15 protein-coding genes are annotated in these 19,806 nt (G+C 61.8%); 9 read left to right on the plus strand and 6 right to left on the minus strand.

Going from position 1 to position 19,806, the window contains the following annotated elements; translation table 11 throughout:
• Positions 1 to 27 precede the first annotated feature (27 nt).
• From KI611_RS13705 to KI611_RS13730, 6 genes are all read left to right on the plus strand, one after another.
• A complete protein-coding gene (locus KI611_RS13705) occupies positions 28 to 804 on the plus strand; it encodes a sulfite exporter TauE/SafE family protein (RefSeq protein WP_226416217.1) in 777 nt (258 codons plus the stop codon).
• Between the two features lie 9 nt (positions 805 to 813).
• Complete coding sequence (locus KI611_RS13710) at positions 814 to 2,502, plus strand: nitrite/sulfite reductase (protein ID WP_226416218.1); 1,689 nt, start codon at positions 814 to 816, stop codon at positions 2,500 to 2,502.
• Complete coding sequence (locus tag KI611_RS13715) at positions 2,499 to 3,011, plus strand: DUF934 domain-containing protein (protein ID WP_226416219.1); 513 nt, start codon at positions 2,499 to 2,501, stop codon at positions 3,009 to 3,011. The genes KI611_RS13710 and KI611_RS13715 overlap by 4 nt, the downstream gene beginning before the upstream one ends.
• Positions 3,012 to 3,018: 7 nt before the next feature.
• Positions 3,019 to 3,738, plus strand: a complete 720-nt coding sequence (locus KI611_RS13720; protein WP_226416220.1) for a phosphoadenylyl-sulfate reductase — start codon at positions 3,019 to 3,021, stop codon at positions 3,736 to 3,738.
• A gap of 237 nt (positions 3,739 to 3,975) precedes the next feature.
• Positions 3,976 to 5,274 carry an ABC transporter substrate-binding protein gene (locus tag KI611_RS13725; protein WP_226416221.1) on the plus strand — a complete coding sequence of 433 codons (1,299 nt, stop codon included), beginning with the start codon at positions 3,976 to 3,978 and terminating at the stop codon, positions 5,272 to 5,274.
• Entirely contained in the window at positions 5,271 to 7,634 is a 2,364-nt protein-coding gene (locus KI611_RS13730) for a response regulator (protein WP_226416222.1), read from the plus strand. The genes KI611_RS13725 and KI611_RS13730 overlap by 4 nt, the downstream gene beginning before the upstream one ends.
• Positions 7,635 to 7,709: 75 nt before the next feature.
• Here the strand turns inward: KI611_RS13730 and argC are convergent, their stop codons facing one another.
• On the minus strand, positions 7,710 to 8,648 hold the full coding sequence (argC, locus tag KI611_RS13735; protein ID WP_226416223.1) for an N-acetyl-gamma-glutamyl-phosphate reductase: 939 nt from the start codon (positions 8,646 to 8,648) through the stop codon (positions 7,710 to 7,712).
• A gap of 207 nt (positions 8,649 to 8,855) precedes the next feature.
• On the opposite strand from argC, the gene KI611_RS13740 reads away from it, so the two are divergent.
• Entirely contained in the window at positions 8,856 to 11,177 is a 2,322-nt protein-coding gene (locus tag KI611_RS13740) for an acetate/propionate family kinase (RefSeq protein WP_226416224.1), read from the plus strand.
• 87 nt (positions 11,178 to 11,264) lie between these two features.
• Here the strand turns inward: KI611_RS13740 and fadB are convergent, their stop codons facing one another.
• From fadB to KI611_RS13765, 5 genes are all read right to left on the minus strand, one after another.
• Entirely contained in the window at positions 11,265 to 13,412 is a 2,148-nt protein-coding gene (fadB, locus tag KI611_RS13745; protein WP_226416225.1) for a fatty acid oxidation complex subunit alpha FadB, read from the minus strand.
• 69 nt (positions 13,413 to 13,481) lie between these two features.
• Complete coding sequence (locus tag KI611_RS13750) at positions 13,482 to 15,035, minus strand: acyl-CoA synthetase (protein WP_226416226.1); 1,554 nt, start codon at positions 15,033 to 15,035, stop codon at positions 13,482 to 13,484.
• Positions 15,036 to 15,073: 38 nt separating this feature from the next.
• The gene (locus KI611_RS13755; RefSeq protein WP_226416227.1) at positions 15,074 to 16,261 is read right to left on the minus strand and encodes a thiolase family protein; all 1,188 of its coding nucleotides are present in this window, start codon (positions 16,259 to 16,261) and stop codon (positions 15,074 to 15,076) included.
• 35 nt (positions 16,262 to 16,296) lie between these two features.
• Entirely contained in the window at positions 16,297 to 17,433 is a 1,137-nt protein-coding gene (locus KI611_RS13760) for an acyl-CoA dehydrogenase family protein (protein WP_226416228.1), read from the minus strand.
• A 118-nt stretch (positions 17,434 to 17,551) separates the two neighbouring features.
• Positions 17,552 to 18,352, minus strand: a complete 801-nt coding sequence (locus KI611_RS13765) for an enoyl-CoA hydratase/isomerase family protein (RefSeq protein WP_226416229.1) — start codon at positions 18,350 to 18,352, stop codon at positions 17,552 to 17,554.
• On the opposite strand from KI611_RS13765, the gene KI611_RS13770 reads away from it, so the two are divergent.
• Both KI611_RS13770 and KI611_RS13775 read left to right on the plus strand, forming a co-directional pair.
• Positions 18,339 to 18,662: a hypothetical protein gene (locus KI611_RS13770; RefSeq protein ID WP_226416230.1), complete on the plus strand. Its 324-nt coding sequence runs from the start codon at positions 18,339 to 18,341 to the stop codon at positions 18,660 to 18,662. The genes KI611_RS13765 and KI611_RS13770 overlap by 14 nt on opposite strands.
• Positions 18,659 to 19,666, plus strand: a complete 1,008-nt coding sequence (locus KI611_RS13775) for an AraC family transcriptional regulator (protein ID WP_226416231.1) — start codon at positions 18,659 to 18,661, stop codon at positions 19,664 to 19,666. Before KI611_RS13770 ends, KI611_RS13775 begins: the two co-directional genes overlap by 4 nt.
• Positions 19,667 to 19,806 lie beyond the last annotated feature (140 nt).

The following is a 19,806-nucleotide window of genomic DNA, read 5'->3' on the forward strand; positions in this document are numbered from 1 at the left end:
CAAATAGTGGCTGATACGATGCGCGCCATGGATTATTTATATACCCTTTCCGGCTTTGCCGTGGGCGCCATCGTGGGCCTGACCGGTGTTGGCGGCGGCTCGCTGATGACGCCGCTGCTCGTCCTGGTCTTCGGCATCAACCCGGCCACCGCGGTCGGCACCGACCTGCTTTACGCGGCGCTGACCAAAGCTGGCGGCACTGTCGCCCATGGCCGGAAGGGGCATATCGACTGGGCCATCACCGGCCGGCTGGCGCTCGGCAGCATCCCGGCCGCCGCCCTGACGTTGTGGATACTGTCGCAACTGCCCAAGGGCAGCAACGTGATCGGCGCAGTCATCTCGAATGGTCTCGGTTTTGCACTGCTGCTCACCGCCATCGCCATTCTGTTCGGCCGCAAACTGCGCGGCTACGCCAGTCAACATGACGATTCGCCGTTGCGCCAACGTTATCTTGGCAAGATCACCATCGCCATCGGCGCTACCCTCGGCGTCCTGGTCACCATTTCGTCGGTCGGTGCCGGCGCCCTCGGCGTCGCCGCGCTGTTCTTTCTCTACCCGAAACTATCGCCGGTCAAGATTGTCGGATCGGATGTCGCGCACGCCGTACCGCTGACGCTGGTCGCCGGCCTCGGCCACTGGGCCCTGGGCGGCGTCGACTGGGCCCTGCTCGGCAGCCTGCTGCTTGGCTCGCTGCCCGGCATCTGGCTCGGCACGCAGGTGTCTGCCAAGGTGCCGGAACATATTCTTCGCCGCTTGCTGGCCTCCATGCTCATTCTCATCGGCGGCAAGCTGATCGTTGCTTAAGGAAACTCCATGTACAAATACGATGCCATCGACCGCCAACTGATCACCGAGCGTGTCGAGCAATTCCGCGATCAGGTCAGCCGCTGGCAAAGCGGCGAATTGACCAGCGACGAATTCCGCCCGCTGCGCCTGCAGAACGGCCTCTACGTCCAGCGCCATGCGCCGATGCTGCGCATCGCCGTGCCCTACGGCATGATGAATACCGCCCAGCTGCGCAAGCTGGCCTTTGTTGCCCGCACCTACGACAAGGGTTATGGCCATTTCTCGACGCGCCACAACATGCAGTTCAACTGGCCGAAAATCGAGGATTGCCCAGATATCCTCGGCCACCTGGCCGACGTCGAGATGCACGCCATCCAGACTTCCGGCAACTGCCTGCGCAACATCACCACCGACCAGTTCGCCGGCGTTGCCGCCGACGAGGTGATCGACCCGCGGCCGCTCGCCGAAATCCTCCGCCAGTGGACCACCTTCCACCCGGAATTCGCCTTCCTGCCGCGCAAGTTCAAGATCGCCATTTCCGGCACCAAAGAAGACCGGGCCGTCACCTGGTTCCACGACATCGGCCTGCATCTGCAGCAGCAGGATGGCGAAACCGGTTTCCGCGTCATCGTCGGCGGCGGCCTTGGCCGGACGCCGATCCGCGGCCAGATCGTCCGTCCCTTCCTGCCTTGGCAGCACATCCTGACCTATTGCGAAGCGATCCTCCGCGTCTATAACCGCTTTGGCCGCCGCGACAATGCCTACAAGGCGCGCATCAAGATTCTCGTCCAGGCGCTCGGCGTCGACGCCTTTACCCAGTTGGTCGAAACCGAGTGGGCGCAGATCAAGGACGGCCCGGCGACGCTGACGCAGGCGGAATACGACCGCATCGCCGCCCATTTCACCGCCCCGGCCTATGACCGTCAGGTCGATGCCAGCGCCTTCGCCAATCAGATTGAGAACGACAAGGCCTTCGCCCGCTGGGTCGAACGCAACACCCATCCGCATCAGGTCGCCGGCTACGTGGCCGTAACCCTGTCGCTGAAGCAGCATGGCGCCGCGCCGGGCGACATCAGCGCCGATCAGATGGACCTCGTCGCCGATCTCGCCGACCAGTACAGTTTCGGCGAGCTGCGCGTCAGCCACGAACAGAACGTCATCCTGGCCGACGTCAGGAAATCCGATCTCCACGCCGTCTGGCAAGCCGCCAAGGGCGCCGGGCTGGCGACCCCGAACATCGGCCTGCTGACCGCCATCATCTGCTGCCCGGGTGGCGATTTCTGCGATCTCGCCAACGCCAAGTCGATTCCCATCGCCAATGCCATCCAGGCGCGCTTCGACAATCTCGACTACCTGTTCGACATCGGCGAGATCGACCTCAACATCTCCGGCTGCATGAACGCCTGCGGTCACCACCACGTCGGCCATATCGGCGTGCTCGGGGTGGACAAGAACGAGGCCGAGTTCTATCAGGTCACGCTGGGCGGCCGCCAGGGTTACGACGCCAGGCTCGGCAAGGTCATCGGCCCGTCCTTCGCGGCCGAGGAAATGCCGGACGTCGTCGAAAAGATCATCAGCGTCTATCTCGAAAACCGTCACCCCGACGAGCGCTTCCTCGACACCTTCGATCGCATCGGCATCGACCCGTTCAAGAACCGCGTTTATGAAGGCCGCGCTCACGGCAAGGCGAAAACGGCACAAAAGGAGGCCGCATGATGGCTCAACTGATCAAAGACAACACGCTTGCCGCCGACACCTGGCAAACCCTGGAACTCGGCCCCGACGAAACGCCGGAAAACGTCGCCCTGCCAAGCGGCGACGTGATTTTCCCGGCCGCCGTGTGGCTGGCCCGCAAGACCGAGATCATTTCCGGCAACAAGCGCATCGGCCTGTTGCTGAAAGGTGACGACCGGCTTGAAGACATCGGCGGCGACCTCGACCACTTCATCGTCATTGCCATCGACTTCCCGAAATTCGTCGATGGCCGCGGCTACTCGACGGCCAGCCTGTTGCGCCAGCGCTATCGCTACGCAGGCGAACTACGCGCCGTCGGCGATGTGCTGCATGACCAGCTGTTCTTCCTGAAACGCGTCGGTTTCGATGCCTACGCCCTGAAGGGCGACAAGAACGCGGTCCAGGCCATCGCCAAGGGTTTTTCCACCTTCAGCGACGCTTACCAGACCTCGACCGACCAGCCGCAACCCCGTTTCCGCCGCCGCGCCTGAGCTTGCCATGACCCCCAACCTGCTCAACATCACCCCCGAACTGACCGCCAGCGTCGCTGCCAAAACGGTGGCGGCCCGCAAGCTGCTCGCCGAGATTGCCGACAACTGGTCGCCGGCCACCTTCGCCAACAGCCTCGGCGCCGAAGACATGGTGCTGACCGACCTGATCGTCAAGGCCAAACTGCCGATCGAAATCTTCAGTCTCGATACCGGCCGCCTGCCGCCGGAGACCTACGACCTGATGGCGGAAGTGCACAAGCATTACGGCCTCAAACTGAAGGTTTACTTCCCGCAGGCCGAGGAAGTCGAGAGCTACGTGCGCAATCACGGCATCAATGCCTTTTACGAGTCGGTAACGCTACGCAAGGCCTGCTGCTACGCCCGCAAGGTCGAACCGCTGCGCCGCGCCCTGGCCGGCAAACGGGCCTGGATCACCGGCCTGCGCGCCGAGCAGGCTGCCACCCGGACCAATCTGGCGACCCGCGAATACGATGAAGGCAATGGCCTGGAAAAATTCAGCCCGCTCGCCGAGTGGAGCGAAAAGGAAGTGTGGACCTACATCAAGCAGAACGCCGTGCCCTACAACGCGTTGCACGACAAGTTCTACCCGAGCATCGGCTGCGCCCCCTGCTCGCGTGCCATCTCGCCCGGCGAGGACGTCCGCTCCGGCCGCTGGTGGTGGGAAAATCCGGAGTCCAAGGAGTGCGGTTTGCACATCAAGGGCTGAGGCGACTCTGCCTCGCCACTGACCATACCAATGGCATCAAGCAGCCAATTTGGCTGCTTGATGCACGGCAGCCCGCGCCGCCCGCAGCAATCCATTTCGCAGACTGCGGAGCGTTGCGGCAGGTCAGACACAACGGGTGGCGGTTGAAAATAGTTAAAACCCTGCCAATTAAATGGCTAATGTCTGCGCCGACAATTAAAATCCCCTTCTAACGAAACAGCGGGAAGACAATCGGTCATGAAAAGTCGTGTGCAGCTATCGATGGTGGCATTTGCATTGGTCAGCTTGATCGCGACATCGCTTCCCGGCGCAGCTGGCAAACTGCCAGCGATTATCGGCATCAACATTGCCGCCGCCGCGGAAAAAACGGCGCCTCTCGTTATTGCCCATGTCGCGCCGACCACCGGGCGCTTCGCGCTGCACGCCGAGGCGGACCGCCGCGGCGCCGAAATGGCGATCGACGAATTCAATGCCCGGGGCGGCGTTCTCGGACGCGAAATCGTCCTTTTTTCGCGCGACCCCAGTCTCGACGCCAAACAATCGGCGCGCGTCGCCGAAGAGCTGATCACCCAGACCAAAGTTGGCTTCATGATCGGCGCGATCAGCTCCGGTGTCGCCGCCAGCATGTCGGCCGTCTGTCAGAAACACGGCGTGCTCTTCATCAACACCAATTCGTCCGCACCCTCCGAGTCGGTCGAGGATGCCCACCGCACGAAATTCGTCTTCGATGCCCACGGCGCAAATTTCTATCGGGCGCTGATCAAGTACGCCCTGGCAAACAAAAAGTCGAAACGGGTGCTGTTGTTGACCGAGGACAACGCCTGGGGCCGCGGCAATGCCGAAGCGACCCGTCGCTACATCACCGAATCGGGTGGCGCCGTGGTCGGCGAGGTGCTGGCGCCGGAAGCCCTGCCGGACCCGCTCGACGTCCTCAAACGGGTCGCCGCCATCCCGGCCGACGTGGTGGTGACGAGCATCAGCGGCGACAACCAGATCAAGCTGTTTGCCCAAATCGACCCGCAGATCCTCGAACGGCAATCGTGGATCGTCGGCGAGGTCGATTGGGAGGAGCTCTATCCCGCTCCGGGAACGCCGCGTCCCCTGTTTGGAACGACCTGGGCGTGGAACCTCCGCACTCCGGGCACCGCCGAATTCGTCGCACGCTACCGGAAACGCTACGGCCATACCAAGCTGAACTATCCCGGCGACGTGACCCATGCCGCCTATCTGGCGACCAAGGCGCTGCTGACCGCCATCGAACGTGCCGGAACAACCGAAAACAGCGCGCTGATCCAGCAACTTGAAAACTACCGGCGGACGGCCAGCGAAGGCATGCAGAACAACGACGCCTACATGGATCCGGTCAGCCACCACGTCCAGCAAACGGTGTACATCGCCCGCTGGAACCCGCACGCGACACGCCCCGAACTGGGTATTGAAATACTCGGCCAAGTCCCGCCCGAACAGGTCCGCTTCGAGCGCGAGAAAACTACACAACTCGAGTCGCCGGCCGACACGCCGCGTTACACACCATGAAAAAAACCCGACTCGGCCTGATCGCGCGTCTTGCGATGCTGGTGGTTTGTGTCGAGGTTGCCGCCTTCGGTGCCCTCGGCTGGTTCTACATCGATCGCTACGGCGCAGCTGCCGACGAAAACCTCCGCTCGCGCCTGCATCTCGTCGGACGGATGATCGGCAATGATGAATTGGCGGTAACCGCCATCTCGCGTCAGTCGCTGATGAGCGAACTGCTCGCCGCCCCCTACCGGCACGGCATGGCCATCGGACGAAACGGCCGGGTCATCGTGGCAACGGACACGGCCTACCTCGGGCAGCTGGCGGCAGGCGTTCCCGGCTTTGACACGCAGTGGCTGACTGAATCGGCACCCGATCAGCAATTTCTGGTCAACGGCGATCAGCTGACCAGCGTATCGCGCATTCGTAACGACTCGACCCGTTCGCACATCTACACCACCGTGGTCACCGTCAGTACCGCCGGAATCGATGCCCAGAAACGCTCCGTCACGCTGTGGGGCGTACTCGGTTCGGCCTTGTTCGTGCTGTTCAGCTCGCTGGCCATCGTTCTCATCGCCCAGCGCCTGATCACCCGGCGTGTCGCCGCCTCGCTGGCGGTCTTGAAAGCGGTGGAAGGCGGCGCCCTCGATGCCCGCATCCCGGTTTCGGTCAATGACGAACTCGGGCAAATCCAGCTCGGCATCAATTCGATGACCGAAAAAGTCGGCGCCCTGCTCAATCAGCATCGGAGCAACGAAGAGGAAATCCGCGCGACCAGCCGGCTGCTCAATTCGATTGTCGAGAACATTCCGAACATGCTGTTCCTGAAGCGGGCTTCGGATCTCAGCTTCGTGCTGTTCAACAAGGCCGGCGAGCAATTGCTCGGTTGCGGCCGGCAGGATCTGCTGGGCAAGAATGCCCATGACATCTTCACCGAGGAGCAGGCGGATTTCTTTACCGCCAAGGATCGCGAGGCGCTGCTGTCGTCGGCAGTGGTTGATATTCCCGAGGAGTTCATCTGCACGCAGCAGGGCGAGCAACGGATTCTGCACACCAAGAAACTGGCCCTGCGCGACAGTGCGGGCAAGGCCGAATTCCTGCTCGGCATCTCGGAAGACATTACCGATGCCAAGCACGATGCCGAGGAGTTGATGCGCCACCGGCTGCATCTCGAACAACTGGTCGCGGCCCGCACGGCCGAGTTGTCGCAAGCCAAGGAAGTGGCCGAAGGGGCCAATGTCGCGAAGAGCTCTTTCCTCGCCAACATGTCGCATGAAATCCGCACCCCGCTCAATGCGATTACCGGCATGGCCCACATGATCCGCCGCGGCGGTCTGACGCCCCGGCAGTTCGATCAGCTCGACAAGCTGGAAGCCGCCGGCAAGCACCTGCTCAATATCATCAACGCTGTCCTCGACATCTCGAAAATCGAAGCCGGCAAGTTCGAACTCGAAGAAACCGCGATTCGCGTCGAATCGATACTCGGCAATGTGACGTCGATGCTGCATGACGAGGCGCAGGCCAAAGGCCTCTATTTGAGTAGCGAATTGCCGCTGTTGCCGAAAAACCTGCTGGGCGACTCGACGCGGCTGCAACAAGCCCTGCTCAATTACGCGATGAATGCCGTCAAATTCACCAATGCCGGCGGTATCTGCCTGAAAGTGAAGCTGCTGGCCGAAGATGTCGATAGCGCGATGCTGCGCTTCGAGGTGACCGATACCGGCATCGGCGTGCCCCAGGAAACCTTGTCCAGATTGTTCTCGGCCTTCGAGCAGGCCGACAACAGCACCACCCGAAAATACGGCGGCACCGGCCTCGGCCTGGCCATCACCAAGCGCCTGGCCCGACTGATGGGCGGCGATGCCGGCTGCGAGAGTGCGCCAGGCCAGGGCAGCACCTTCTGGTTCAGTGTCCGGCTCAAGAAAGGTACCTCAGCCACCACCCAGAGCGATCGCTTCATCCCCGATGCGATCGAAAGTCGATTGAAACAGGATTATCCGGGCAAGCGCGTTCTGCTGGCCGAGGATGAGCCGGTGAACCGGGAAGTCACGCAAGAAATGCTGGCCGACATCGACTGGCGGGTCGATTGTGCGGAAGATGGCGTCGAAGCGGTGAAGCTGGCCGCGGCGAACGACTACGACCTGATCCTGATGGATATGCAAATGCCCAATATGGATGGGCTGGAAGCAACCCGCCGCATCCGCCGGCTGGAAAACTGCAACGCAACGCCGATTCTGGCGATGACCGCCAATGCCTTCGCCGAAGACAAACTGAAATGCATCGACGCCGGCATGGATGACTTCATCAGCAAGCCAGTCAGCCCCGAAATGCTCTACGCCACGCTGTTCGAATGGATCGCCCCGCGACAGCGCCGGAACTGAGGCGCCGGAGCACTCAGGCAGCAGGCAACAAAAAACCGCCGGACTGGCGGTTTTTTGTTGGCTAACGACCGGATATCAGACCAGCCCGAGGCTTTCCTCGACGCCGAGATGGACGTTCATCGCCTGCACGGCAGCGCCCGAGGCGCCTTTGCCGAGGTTGTCGAGGCGGGCGACCAGCAGCATCCGCTCGGCGTTGCCGAAGACGCAGATATCGACGCGGTTGGTGTCGTTACAGGCTTCGACATTGAAAAACCCGCCGTCGGTATTGCCCTCGAGATCGACCGGCAGAATGCGGATGAACTGCTCACCGGCGTAATAGTCGGCGAGCAGTTTCTGGACGTCGGCCGGCGAGGCGGGCCGGGTGAATTGCTGCGGATGGATGAAGGCCGTCAGGGCCAAGCCCTTGTAGAACGGTCCGACGATCGGCTGAAAGATCGGCGCGACGGTCAAGCCGGTGTAGGCGGCCATTTCCGGCAGGTGCTTGTGGGCCAGGCCGAGGGCGTAGGGCCGCGGGGCGTCGATGCGGGCCGGGCTCTGGTAGTCCTCGATCATCTTCTTGCCGCCGCCGGAGTAGCCGGTGATCGAATTGGCGGCAATCTGCGTCGCGGCCGGCAGCAGGCCGGCAGCAACCAGCGGCTTGAGCGCCAGGATGAAGGCCGAGGCATGGCAACCGGGGTTGGCGATGCGCTTCGACTGACGGATTTTGTCGCGCTGCTGCGGCGCCAGTTCGGGCAGGCCGAAGACCCAGTCCGGATTGATCCGATGGGCGGTCGAAGCATCGATGATGCAGGTATCGGGATTGTCGACCAGGGTCACCGATTCCTTGGCCGCATCGTCCGGCAAACACAGGAAGGTGACGTCGGATTCGTTGATCAGGCGCTTGCGCTCGGCGAGGTCCTTGCGCTTGTCCGACGCGATTTTGAGCAGCGAAACATCGGGACGTTTGGCGAGGTATTCGTTGATCTGCAGGCCGGTCGTACCTTCCTGGCCGTCGACAAAAACTTTGTAGGTCATGGCAAATCCAAAGTGGCGGGTGTTGTTTGAAAGACGGATTCTGGCAGAAAACAGTGACAGTTTATCGAAAGCTGCGGGCTTCGACCGAGATCAACCGGAAACCGGGCTTTCCGGACGATTAGCACTTTCCATGGGAGGCCTTTGCTGCACCGCAGCAAAGTGATAGTCTGTTGCTTGATAAATATATTGAATTCAAGCGAGGCGAGCATGAGCGAAATCGATCTGAAACGTTTTTTCCTTGAGCAGGTACGCCTGTTCGAAAACTTCCCGGCCGACCAGGTCGAGGAAATCGTCATCAAGTCCCGGCTCGCCACCTACGAAGGCAACGAGGCCATTCTGGAAACCGGCGACGAGGGCAAGTTCATCGGCGTGATGATCAGCGGCCACGCCGAGATTTCGATGACCGACAACACCGGCACCCGGGCCGTGATCAGTCAGCTGGAGTCCGGCGACGTCTTCGGCGTGATGTCGCTGCTCACCGGCGACCGCATTGTCGCCGACGTGATCGCCGGCAACCGCTGCTTCGTGCTGATGATTCCGCAGGAGGTCTTCAACAGCCACATCCTGACCAACCCGAAGGCGGTCGGCTATCTCTCCCGCCAACTGGCCGACCGGACGCGCGCCATGTCGGTCGATCTGGTCACCGCCCAGGCCCGCGCCGTCGCCAAGTCCGACGATCCCTACGCGCTGTCGCTGAACACCAATACGCCGGGCAAGATCGTCGTCCTCAATGTCGGGATCAGCCAGATTCATTTCGGCATCTACGACACGCAGGAGAGCGGCGCCGACATCCACGGCATCATCGATAACGCCGACAAGGAATTCGCCCATATCACGGTCAGCGTCGGACCCCAGCAGAAAACCCTGGAACACGCTCCCTTCAAGCTGTCCGAACTGTTCTCGGTGATGCGCGAAGCGACCGCCCTGCTCGGCGACGCCTTCACCTTCCATCCGGAAGAAGTCACCGCCATCGGCCACCGCGTCGTGCATGGCGGCAACCGTTTTTCCAGTTCAGTCGTCATCACGCCGGCGGTGATTGCCGAAATCGAGGAACTCTCGGTCTTCGCCCCCCTGCACAATCCCGAAAACGTCGCCGGTATCCGCGTCGCCCTCAAGCATTTCCCGGGCGTGCCGCAGGTTGCCGTGTTCGATACCGCCTTCCACCAGACGCTTGCGCCCTACGCCTACCTCTACGGCTTGCCCTACGACCTCTACAAGCAGCACGGCATCCGCCGTTACGGCTTCCACGGCACCTCGCACCGCTATGTTTCGCTGAAGTCGGCGGAAGTCCTCAAACGCCCGCTTGGCGAACTGGAGATCGTTTCCTGCCATCTCGGCATCGGCGCCTCGCTGTGCGCCATCGACCACGGCCGTTCGATCGACACGACGATGGGCATGACGCCGACCGACGGCCTGATCATGCCCAGCCGTTCCGGCAGCATCGATCCGGCGGTGATGATCCACCTGATGGACAAGCACCAGATGTCGCCGGAACAGCTCTCGACGCTGATCAACACCGAAAGCGGCCTCAAGGGCATTTCCGGGATTTCCAGCAACATCCAGGAAATCGAGGCGGCGGCCGAGGACGGCCATCACCGCGCCCTACTCGCCCACAAGGCCTTCTGTTACCAGGTGCGCAAGAACATCGGCGCCTACGTCGCGGCGATGGGCGGCATCGATGTCCTGGCCTTTACCGGTGACATCGGCGAAAGCAGCGCCACGGTGCGCAGCCTGGCCTGCCAGGGCCTCGGCTACATGGGTATCAAGCTCGACGAGGAAAAGAACCGCAATCTCGGCAAACTGGGCTCGCACGCCATCATTTCGGCCGACGATTCGCCGGTCACCATCCTCGTCGTCACCAACGACGACGAACGCCTGGTCGCCTGGGAGGCGCTACGCGCCATCGAACGCAACCAGTTGCTACTGGAAGCCAGGGCCGAGGAAACGCCGGCCATTCCGGTCGAAATCTCGGCCCACCACGTGCATCTGGCACAGGCCGACGTCGAGGCGCTGTTCGGCCCCGGCCACCAGCTGACCCCGATGCATGAGCTGTCGCAGCCGGGGCAATTCGCCTGCGAGGAACAGGTCCATCTGGTCGGTCCCAAGGGGCGCATCGCCAAGGTCCGCGTGCTCGGTCCGACACGCAAGGAAACCCAGGTCGAGATCGCCATGACCGAGCAGTTCAAGCTCGGCATCCAGCCGCCGATCCGCCAGTCCGGCGACCTTGCCGGGACGCCCGGCATCACGCTCGAAGGCCCGTACGGCAGCACCACCATCGAGCGCGGCGTGGTCTGCGCCCAGCGCCACATCCACATGTCGCCGGAAGATGCGATGCGTTTCCGGGTGCGCGACAACTATGTCGTCCGCGTCCGCGTCGAAGGCGAGCGCGAGCTGATCTTCGGCGATGTTGTGGTTCGGGTGAATCCCAATTTCCGCCTGGCCATGCACATCGACACCGACGAAGGCAACGCCGGCAACATCCATACCGGGATGCTCGGCTACATCGAGGAAATCCAGAACCGGCATTGATTCCGGTTGCTGCATAAAAAAGCGGGGATGGCCACCACAAGGCCATCCCCGCTTTTTTCATTTGAAGCCGAATGACCGCTTATTCGCTCATCCGTAAAACCTCACTCCGCCGGCCGCCATCTGACGAATTTTCTCGGTGACGCGATATTGCGGCCCGAGATGAGCATATTTCTCGCCAAGTTCGACGATTTTTGGCAGACCAAGCCAGTCCACGTATTTCAGCGGCCCGCCGAGATATGGCGGATAGCCGATGCCGAGCAGCATCGCCACATCCAGTTCCCCGGCCGTCGCCACCACGCCACCCTCAAGCGCCCGGGCAGCCTCCAGGATGGAACTGAGCATCATCCGTTCGCTGATTTCCTGATCTGAAACTTCTTTCGGCTGAGCTGACTGAATCGACTTCAGCAGTTGGTAACTGTCCTCGGCCACCGTTTTCTTCGGCTTGCCGTTTGGATCGTTCTCATAACGGTAGAAGCCGATACCGTTCTTTTGCCCGTAACGCTTGTTGGCCACCATCACCGCCAGCGCGTTGCGCTCCTGCTTCGGCATATGCTCCGGATAGCCGGCCGAGATCACGTCGAAGACATGGCAGCCGGTATCGATCCCGACGACGTCCATCAAGTAGGCCGGCCCCATCGGCCAGCCGAAGTCCTCCATGACCCGGTCAATGCGGACAAAATCGACGCCATCGGCCACCAGATCGATGAAGGCGCGCACATAGGGCGTCAGGATTCGATTCACCAGAAAGCCGGGGCAATCCTGCACGACGATCGGCGTCTTGCCCATGCTCACGGCGTAATCGACGGCGGTAGACACCGCGACCTCACTGGTCCGGCTGCCCTTGATGATCTCGACCAGCGCCATGACCGGTACGGGGTTGAAAAAATGCATGCCGACGAAACTCTCCGGCCGTTGCAGCGGCGCGGCAATCTCGTCGATGCGCAGACTCGAGGTATTGGAGGCGATGATGGTGTTCGGCCCAACCACCGTTTCCAGCTCAGCCAGTACGGCATGTTTGATCTTCAGGTTCTCGACGACCGCCTCGACGACGACATCGCGATCGGCAAAGCCGGCGTAATCCAGTTGCGGCAGGATCGACGCCAGCACCTTCTGCCCCTTGTCCTCGCTCAGTCGGCCACTTTTGATCTGGCGCCCGATCTGCTTGCTGGCTTCGGCGATCCCCAGATCCAGCTGCCCCTGAGAGATATCCTTAAGACGAACCGGCACGCCTTTACTGGCACTGGTGTAGGCGATGCCGCCCCCCATGATCCCGGCGCCCAGCACGGCAGCGGCCTTGACTGGCCGGGCATTGGCCCGATGCCGGTTGAACAGCTTTTTCAAGGCCTGCTGATTGTGAAAAGCCTGGATCATCGCATCGGCCGCCTGTGTCTTGGCGACCCGAATCAATGCCTGCCGTTCGTAGTCCAGCGCACCATCCCGAACGCAGTCGGCCCCCTGCGCCAGGGCTTCAACGGCCATCCGGGCGGCTGGCTGGTGCTGTCCGATAGACTTTGACAGTCTGGCCAGGGCCTGGGAAAAAATGGCATCCCGGCTCGCCTTGTCCCCGGGCAGCGCACCCAGTTTCTTCCGCCGGCAGGCATCGGCATCGATTTCACCGGAAATCGCTTGCCGCAATAGTTCCGCTGCTTGCGCCAGCAGCAGATCGGCCGGACTGACCGCATCAACCACCCCGCCAGCCAGGGCCTCGGCTGCCCGCCGCGGTTTGCCACTGACGATCCAGTCGACCGCCACTTCGGCGCCCGCGAGACGAGAGAGGCGCACCGTTCCCCCATAGCCGGGGAACAGGCCAAGACTGACCTCGGGCAGGCCGATCAGCGCATCATCGGCCATCATCCGCAGGGTTCCGCTCAGCGCAAACTCCAGGCCACCGCCGAGCGCCATGCCATTGATCGCCACCACGCTGGGCACAGGCAAATCCTCGAAGTCGCAAAATATCCGGTTAGCCCATTTCATGTGGGCATCCAGTTCTGAATCGTCGCGGGAAAACAGTTCGCCGAATTCCTTGATATCGGCACCGACAATGAATTTATCCTTGGCGCTGGAGACCAGCACGCCACGAATGCTCGAATCGGCGGCCAGCAGCGCAACCACGCGCGCCAACTCGAGTAGCGTGGTGCGATCCAGCTTGTTGATGGTCTCGCCCTGACGATCGAAAACGAGCTGGGCGATGTCGCCATCCAGACGACTGAGCTTGATGCATTGCCCTGTAAACATGACTTACTCCTGAGATTCAGGCCGCCTGTCGGGCGGCATTCCTCGTTTGTTAGGGACGACCAGACCGGACTAGCCGGCGAATTCCCGACGCAATTCGCGCTTGAGCAACTTGCCGGCCGTGTTGCGCGGCAATTCCTGCTTGAAAAAGATGTACTTGGGCACCTTGAACGGCGCGATCTTGCCCTTCGCGAAGTTGATCAACTCCTCTTCCGTGACGCTGGCGCCGGCCTTCAGGCTGACCACCGCGCTCACCACCTCGACCCACTTCGCATCAGGCAAGGCGATGACGGCGACTTCGGCAACGGCCGGATGGGTGTACAGGCACTCCTCGACCTCGCGGCTGGAAACGACCACCCCGCCGGTGTTGATCACATCCTTGATGCGGTCGCAGATGAACAGGAAGCCGTTTGCATCGAAATAGCCGACATCGCCGGAGTGGAACCAGCCGCCCTGAAAGGCCTCGGCCGTCTGCTCGGGTTTGTCCCAGTAGCCGATCATGGCTTGCGGCGTGCGATGGACAATCTCGCCCATTTCCCCGACCGGCATCTCCTCCATCTGTTCATTGACCACCCGGGTCTCGACATTCAGGATCGGCCGCCCGGCCGAGGCCGGCGCAATCAGGTGATCCTCGGGGGAAAGCACCGTCGCCAGCGGAGCGATTTCGCTTTGTCCGTAGCAATTGAAAACCCGTAGCGAACTCAGGCGGCTGCGTAGTTCTTCGAGAACCGGCACCGGCATGATCGAAGCACCGTAATAGCCCTTGCGCAGGCTGGACAGGTCGTGGCGATCGAAGCCCGGATGACGGAGCAGCGAAATCCACACCGTCGGCGGAGCAAAGAAGGAGGTGATGCCTTCGCGAACGATGGTATCGAAACACACCTCCGGCAACGGCGCCTGAATGATCAGCGTGGTCGCCCCCATCAGCAGCTGCGGCATCAGGAAGACGTGCATCTGGGCCGAGTGATAGAGCGGCAGCGAGGCCAGCGAGCGATCCGTCGCAGTAATTTCGACGGCGACGATGGCGCTGGCGTATTCGGCGAGCAAGGCCCGATGGGTCATCATCGCCCCCTTCGGGTTGGCGGTCGTGCCGGAGGTATAGAGAATCTGGGCGACGGCATTCTCGTCAATCGCGACATCCGGCAGCTGCTCCCCACCCCGCCGTTCCGCCATAGCCAAAACATCAAGTTCATTGCCGTCGTAAAACGTGCCGTACAGCGTGCATTGCAAGGCGGGCTTCAGATGCATGACATGCTCGGCAATGGCCACATCGTGGAACACGGCCTTGGCCCCGGACTGATCGAGAATATATTTCAGTTCCCCTTCGGTCAGCGCGTAGTTGATCGGCACATGAATCAGGCCGGCCCGGTTGCAGGCCAGCCAGAGCAGCACGTAGGCATCCGAGTTCTTGCCGTAGGCGGCGACGCGATCACCCGCTTGCAAGCCCGCGGCAAGCAGGCCATTCGCCACGCGATTGGCGGCGACGGCGAGCTCCTGGTAGGTCCAGCGGCGCTGCCCGAAGATCAGCGCCTCCTTGTTCGGCGAGCGACGAACGGCGCGCTGCAGTGCATCGCCCAGCGTGTTGCGAATAGTCTGTTTGATTTCCGGCGCTAAGGTGTTTGGCATGATCATTCCTTCCGAATTCGTGGTTAAGGCCCTGGCCCTCAGGCCATACGTTCGATAATGGTGGCAGTAGCCATGCCATGGCCGATGCACATCACCTGCAGGCCGAAACGACCGTCACGCGACTCCAGGCCGCTGAGCATTTTGGCCATCAGGCCGGCCCCGGTGCTACCCAGCGGATGACCGTGGGCAATCGCGCCGCCCCAGGGATTGAACTTTTCCATGTCCGGCGAAAACTCCCGTACCCAGGCAATGGCGACGGTGGCGAAGGCTTCATTGACCTCGATCCAGTCCAGATCGGCAATGCTCAGCCCGGCTTTTTTCAGTGCCAGATGAGTGGCCGGGATGACGCCAGTCAGTTGCAGCACCGGGTCGGAACCGACCACCACCCGCGCCCTGAAGCGGGCCTTCGGCTTGAGGCCCAGGCGCGCTGCGGCCGCGGCGCTGCCCAGCACGATGGCGGCCGCGCCATCGGACATCTGGCTGGCGTTGGCGGCCGTCACGACACCCGTTTCAGGCGTACGGAAGACGGGCGCCATGGCCGACATCTTGTCGACGTCGATCACCGGCCGCACGCCTTCGTCGTAATCGAGGGTGATCGCGTTGCCTTCCTTGTCGACACCTGCCGTCGGCACAATTTCCTGGTGCACGCCGGCCAATCGGGCAGCGTGAGCGCGCCGATGACTCTCCCTGGCAAATTCGTCGCACTCGCTGCGGCTGATCTGCCAGTGGTCGCCGATCAGTTCGGCGCTCTCGACCTGATGCGGAATGGCGAACCGGGCCATGATGCCGGGGTGCAGGTTGTCAAAGCCCTTGAAGTCGCCTTTGCCCAGCGTCAGGTCGAGAAACATCGGTACCCGGCTCATGTTCTCGACGCCGCAACCGACAGCAAACTCGGCGTCGCCCGCCAAAATCGACTGGGCGGCCGCATGCACGGCATACTGGCTGGAGCCGCACATCCGGTTCAGGCTGACCCCGGGAATCTCGGCCGGCAGGCCAGCCAGCAGCACGGCCTGGCGGGCGATGTTGGCGCCCTGTTCGCCAGCCTGGCTAACGCAGCCCGCAATCACATCGGCAATACCGGCGACCGGCACGCCGGAACGCCGCACGGCTTCACTGACGATCCCGGCCAGCAGTTCGTCGGAACGGGTTTGGCGGAAAGCGCCGTTGCGGCGCCCGAAGGGGGTACGGACCGCGGCCAGGATGACTGGATCTAGAGAGTTCTGCATCTTGCTTCCTTTGCAATGAATAGGGGGAAACCGGCTCAGGCCCGTTCCATGTCTCGGGCGATGATGTTGCGTTGAATTTCGCTAGTGCCCTCGTAGATCTGCAACACCTTGGCATCGCGAAACAGTTTCTCGACGGGGTACTCGGTGCTGTAGCCCATGCCGCCAAAAATCTGGACCGCCTCGGTCGCCACCCACATCGCGGCATCCGAGGTGAAGGCCTTGGCGATCGAGGCCTGGGCGGTATTGCGCAAGCCCTGGTCGGCCAGCCAGGCCGACTGGTAGGTCAGCAGGCGTGAAGCTTCGAGACGGATGCGCATGTCGGCCAGACGATGGGCGATGACCTGATGGTCGATCAGGCGCTTGCCCATCGACTGGCGTTCGCAGGCATAGGCCAGCGACTCATCAATGCAACGCTGGGTCAGGCCGAGACCGAAGGCCGCCACCATCGGCCGCGACTGGTCGAAGGTGCGCATGGCGATCGAGAAACCTTCGCCCTCAGCACCGAGGCGGTTGGCTTCCGGCACAAAGACTTGATCGAAAAACACCTCACAGCTCGGCGCCGCGCGCTGGCCCAGCTTGCCCAGCGGTTCGCCGACGGAAAGGCCGGCCGACTGGCGCTCAACGATGAAGGCGCTGATTCCCTTGTGCCCGGCCGCCGGATCGGTCTTGGCAAAAACCACCATAAAGCTAGCCAGCGAGGCGTTGGAAATCCAGATCTTGCTACCGGATAGTTGGTACCCGCCCGCCACCCGTTTCGCCGCGGTACGAATCGCCGCGGAATCGGACCCGGCCCCCGGCTCGGTCAGCGCAAAGCTGGCGAATTCGCCAGCCACCAAGCGGGAGAAATAGGTACGCTTCTGCGCGTCGTTGCCGGCCAGCAGGATCGGCTCGGCAGCCAGGGCATTGATGCACAGCGTCGTACCGATTCCCAGGCAGGCACGGCAAAATTGCTCGGTGACCAAGGCAACCTCCAGACACCCGAGGCCGGCACCGCCGTATTCGGTGGGTAGGCCAATGTTCAGCAAACCCAGTTCCAGCGCCTTTTGCTGGACGGCCAGCGGAAAAGCCTTGTCCACATCAGCCTGGGCCGCCGGCGGCGCGATTTCGCGATCGGCGAACTCGCGGGCCAGATCCTGGATCATGCGTTGCTCTTCAGTGAGCGAAAAGTCCATCAGTGTTTCTCCGAAATTTTGGGCAAAAAGAACCCGATGACCGCATCAGGGTCGCGTATCAGCGGTACGTGAAAATTTGCCGGACTGCCCGTCGGCAGCGGCAAAGGGGCGAACGGGCCTAGCGCCCGTGGAATTCAGGCATACGCTTCTCCACGAAGGCCCGCACGCCTTCGGCAAAATCCCCGGTCAGCGAGGATTCGAGAAAACCCCGCTCTTCCGCCTGCAACTGGTCGGTCAGGCTGTGTTCCAGGGATTCGTTGATCAGGTGTTTGGTTCGGGCAAAGGCGAGCGTCGGCCCGGCGGCCAGGCGAGTGGATAGTTCGGCCACCACGGCATCGAGTTCAGCGGCCTCGACGACGCGGTTGATCAGGCCGACCTCTTGAGCCTTGGCGGCATCCATGCGCTCATTGAGCAGGGCCATTTCCATGGCCCGCTTCGGCCCGAGCAGGCGCGGCAGGCTATACGTCGAGCCGCCATCCGGCGAGGCCCCCAGGCCACTGTAGGCCAGCGTGAAAAAGGCAGTCCGGTCAGCCACCACCAGGTCACAGGCCGCGATCAGCGAAAAGCCAAAGCCGGCTACGGCACCCCGCACGGCGGCCAATACCGGCTTGTCCATGTTGCGGATACGGCCGATGGCACCGTGCACCTCGTCGATCATCCGGTTGAGCTGGGTCCGGCGCTCGCTCGGCGCGGCATCAAGCAGCCCGTGAAACCAATTCACATCGCCCCCGACCATGAAGTGCTTACCGGCCGCCTGCACTACCACGGCCCGCACCGAGGCGTCGATCGCCACTTCGTCGAGGCCGGCGCGCAGGGCCAGCGCCATCTCCATGTCAAGCAGGTTGCGGCTTGCCGGGCGGTTGAGGGTCAGCGTTGCAATGCCCCCCTCCCGACGAATCAGAATCGTGCCGTCAAGCATTGGCCAGCTCGCTCTTTCCGTACATTACTTCGATTTCCTTCTCGCAGGTCTCGTCGATGCTGCCGCACCGCACTTTGCTGGCCCGGACAATTCCGATATCAGATTGGATAAATTCGTCTTCACGCCGACCTCCTCCTTACTGCTTGCCAGAAACCTCAAAATTTTCCGCACTTCGATGACTGATTGCGAAACTGATTGTACTAACCATAAAAATGGCGCGCTTGCCGGTCACGCCGAAAACATTGCACAATCGGCCAAAAATTGTTCCACCCCCGAGCTGACACAAACATTGCCGCCAGGAACACCATGAGCAAGTCTTCAACCACTGTTCCCATCCAGTTCATCCGGAATCTGCTGAGCGGCATCCCGCTTGAGGCACAGCAACGCGAGGCTTATATCCACCGCGTCGGCATCGCCCCGGACTTGCTCGAAGAAAGCAGCGCCCGGGTCACAACCGACCAGTTCGCCAGCCTTTACCGCTTGCTGGCCAGAGAGATTGACGACGAAACGCCCGGCATGTTTTCGCGGCCGCTGCGTGGCGGCACGTTGAAGTTCCTGTGCCTGAGCATGCTCGAATCGGCCAATCTGATTGCTGCGCTGTATCGATATACGCAGTTCTTTCGCCTCATCCTCGACGATCTTGCGTTCGAGCTCGACAACAAGGACAACCTGGTACAGATAGCGCTGATTCCCAAAACCGTCGAGACAGCCAACAACTTCTTTGCCCAGGAAATGATGCTCAAACTGGTACACGGCATTGCCTCCTGGCTTTCGGGTCGGAAGATGCCGCTGGCCCGCATCGATTTCACCTACTCGCGCCCGGCGCACGTCTCGGAATACGTTTTCCTTTATCCCGGACCGGCCTATTTCGATCAACCGCTGACCGCCCTGTATTTCGAAAGCAGCCAGCTGCAAACCCCCATCCGCCAGGACAAGCACTCGCTGAGCGAATTTCTCGCCCGCGCCCCGGCCGATTGGATGTTCGTTTCCTTTGCCGAACGCATCGTCAGCCACCGGGTCCGCGAATTCCTCGAGAAGAGGCTGGATCAGACAAGCGGCATTGAGGACGTGGCCAAGGCGCTTCACTTTTCCCTGCGCACGCTCTCCCGCCGCCTCGGTGAAGAAGGCACCAGCTTCCAGGCGATCAAGGATGAGCTGCGGCGGGATGTGGCTATTCAGCGCCTGACCAAAACCAGGATGCCGGTTGCCCTGATTGGTAACCAGATCGGCTTCGACGACCCGACGACTTTTCACCGTGCCTTCAAGAAATGGACCGGCAGCCCACCTGGGGCCTATCGGCGAAAGGCGAAGTAGATGCCTAACTGGCACCGAATATCGCCTCGACCGTGACTGCGCCGTTTTCAAGCCCGATCAAGCCGGCTCATCTCAAGTGCCGAAACGATAACCCGGCGCCCGTCACAATTTTGCACAGCCTTCGGGGTGCGTTGACGTAC

The organism is Dechloromonas denitrificans (assembly GCF_020510685.1).
GTDB lineage: Bacteria > Pseudomonadota > Gammaproteobacteria > Burkholderiales > Rhodocyclaceae > Azonexus > Azonexus denitrificans_A.

Coding starts and splice junctions, on each gene's coding strand:
- KI611_RS13705 (WP_226416217.1), top strand. CDS start 28: ATGGATTATTTATATACCCTTTCCGGCTTTGCCGTGGGCGCCATCGTG.
- KI611_RS13710 (WP_226416218.1), top strand. CDS start 814: ATGTACAAATACGATGCCATCGACCGCCAACTGATCACCGAGCGTGTC.
- KI611_RS13715 (WP_226416219.1), top strand. CDS start 2,499: ATGATGGCTCAACTGATCAAAGACAACACGCTTGCCGCCGACACCTGG.
- KI611_RS13720 (WP_226416220.1), top strand. CDS start 3,019: ATGACCCCCAACCTGCTCAACATCACCCCCGAACTGACCGCCAGCGTC.
- KI611_RS13725 (WP_226416221.1), top strand. CDS start 3,976: ATGAAAAGTCGTGTGCAGCTATCGATGGTGGCATTTGCATTGGTCAGC.
- KI611_RS13730 (WP_226416222.1), top strand. CDS start 5,271: ATGAAAAAAACCCGACTCGGCCTGATCGCGCGTCTTGCGATGCTGGTG.
- argC (WP_226416223.1), bottom strand. CDS start 8,648: ATGACCTACAAAGTTTTTGTCGACGGCCAGGAAGGTACGACCGGCCTG.
- KI611_RS13740 (WP_226416224.1), top strand. CDS start 8,856: ATGAGCGAAATCGATCTGAAACGTTTTTTCCTTGAGCAGGTACGCCTG.
- fadB (WP_226416225.1), bottom strand. CDS start 13,412: ATGTTTACAGGGCAATGCATCAAGCTCAGTCGTCTGGATGGCGACATC.
- KI611_RS13750 (WP_226416226.1), bottom strand. CDS start 15,035: ATGCCAAACACCTTAGCGCCGGAAATCAAACAGACTATTCGCAACACG.
- KI611_RS13755 (WP_226416227.1), bottom strand. CDS start 16,261: ATGCAGAACTCTCTAGATCCAGTCATCCTGGCCGCGGTCCGTACCCCC.
- KI611_RS13760 (WP_226416228.1), bottom strand. CDS start 17,433: ATGGACTTTTCGCTCACTGAAGAGCAACGCATGATCCAGGATCTGGCC.
- KI611_RS13765 (WP_226416229.1), bottom strand. CDS start 18,352: ATGCTTGACGGCACGATTCTGATTCGTCGGGAGGGGGGCATTGCAACG.
- KI611_RS13775 (WP_226416231.1), top strand. CDS start 18,659: ATGAGCAAGTCTTCAACCACTGTTCCCATCCAGTTCATCCGGAATCTG.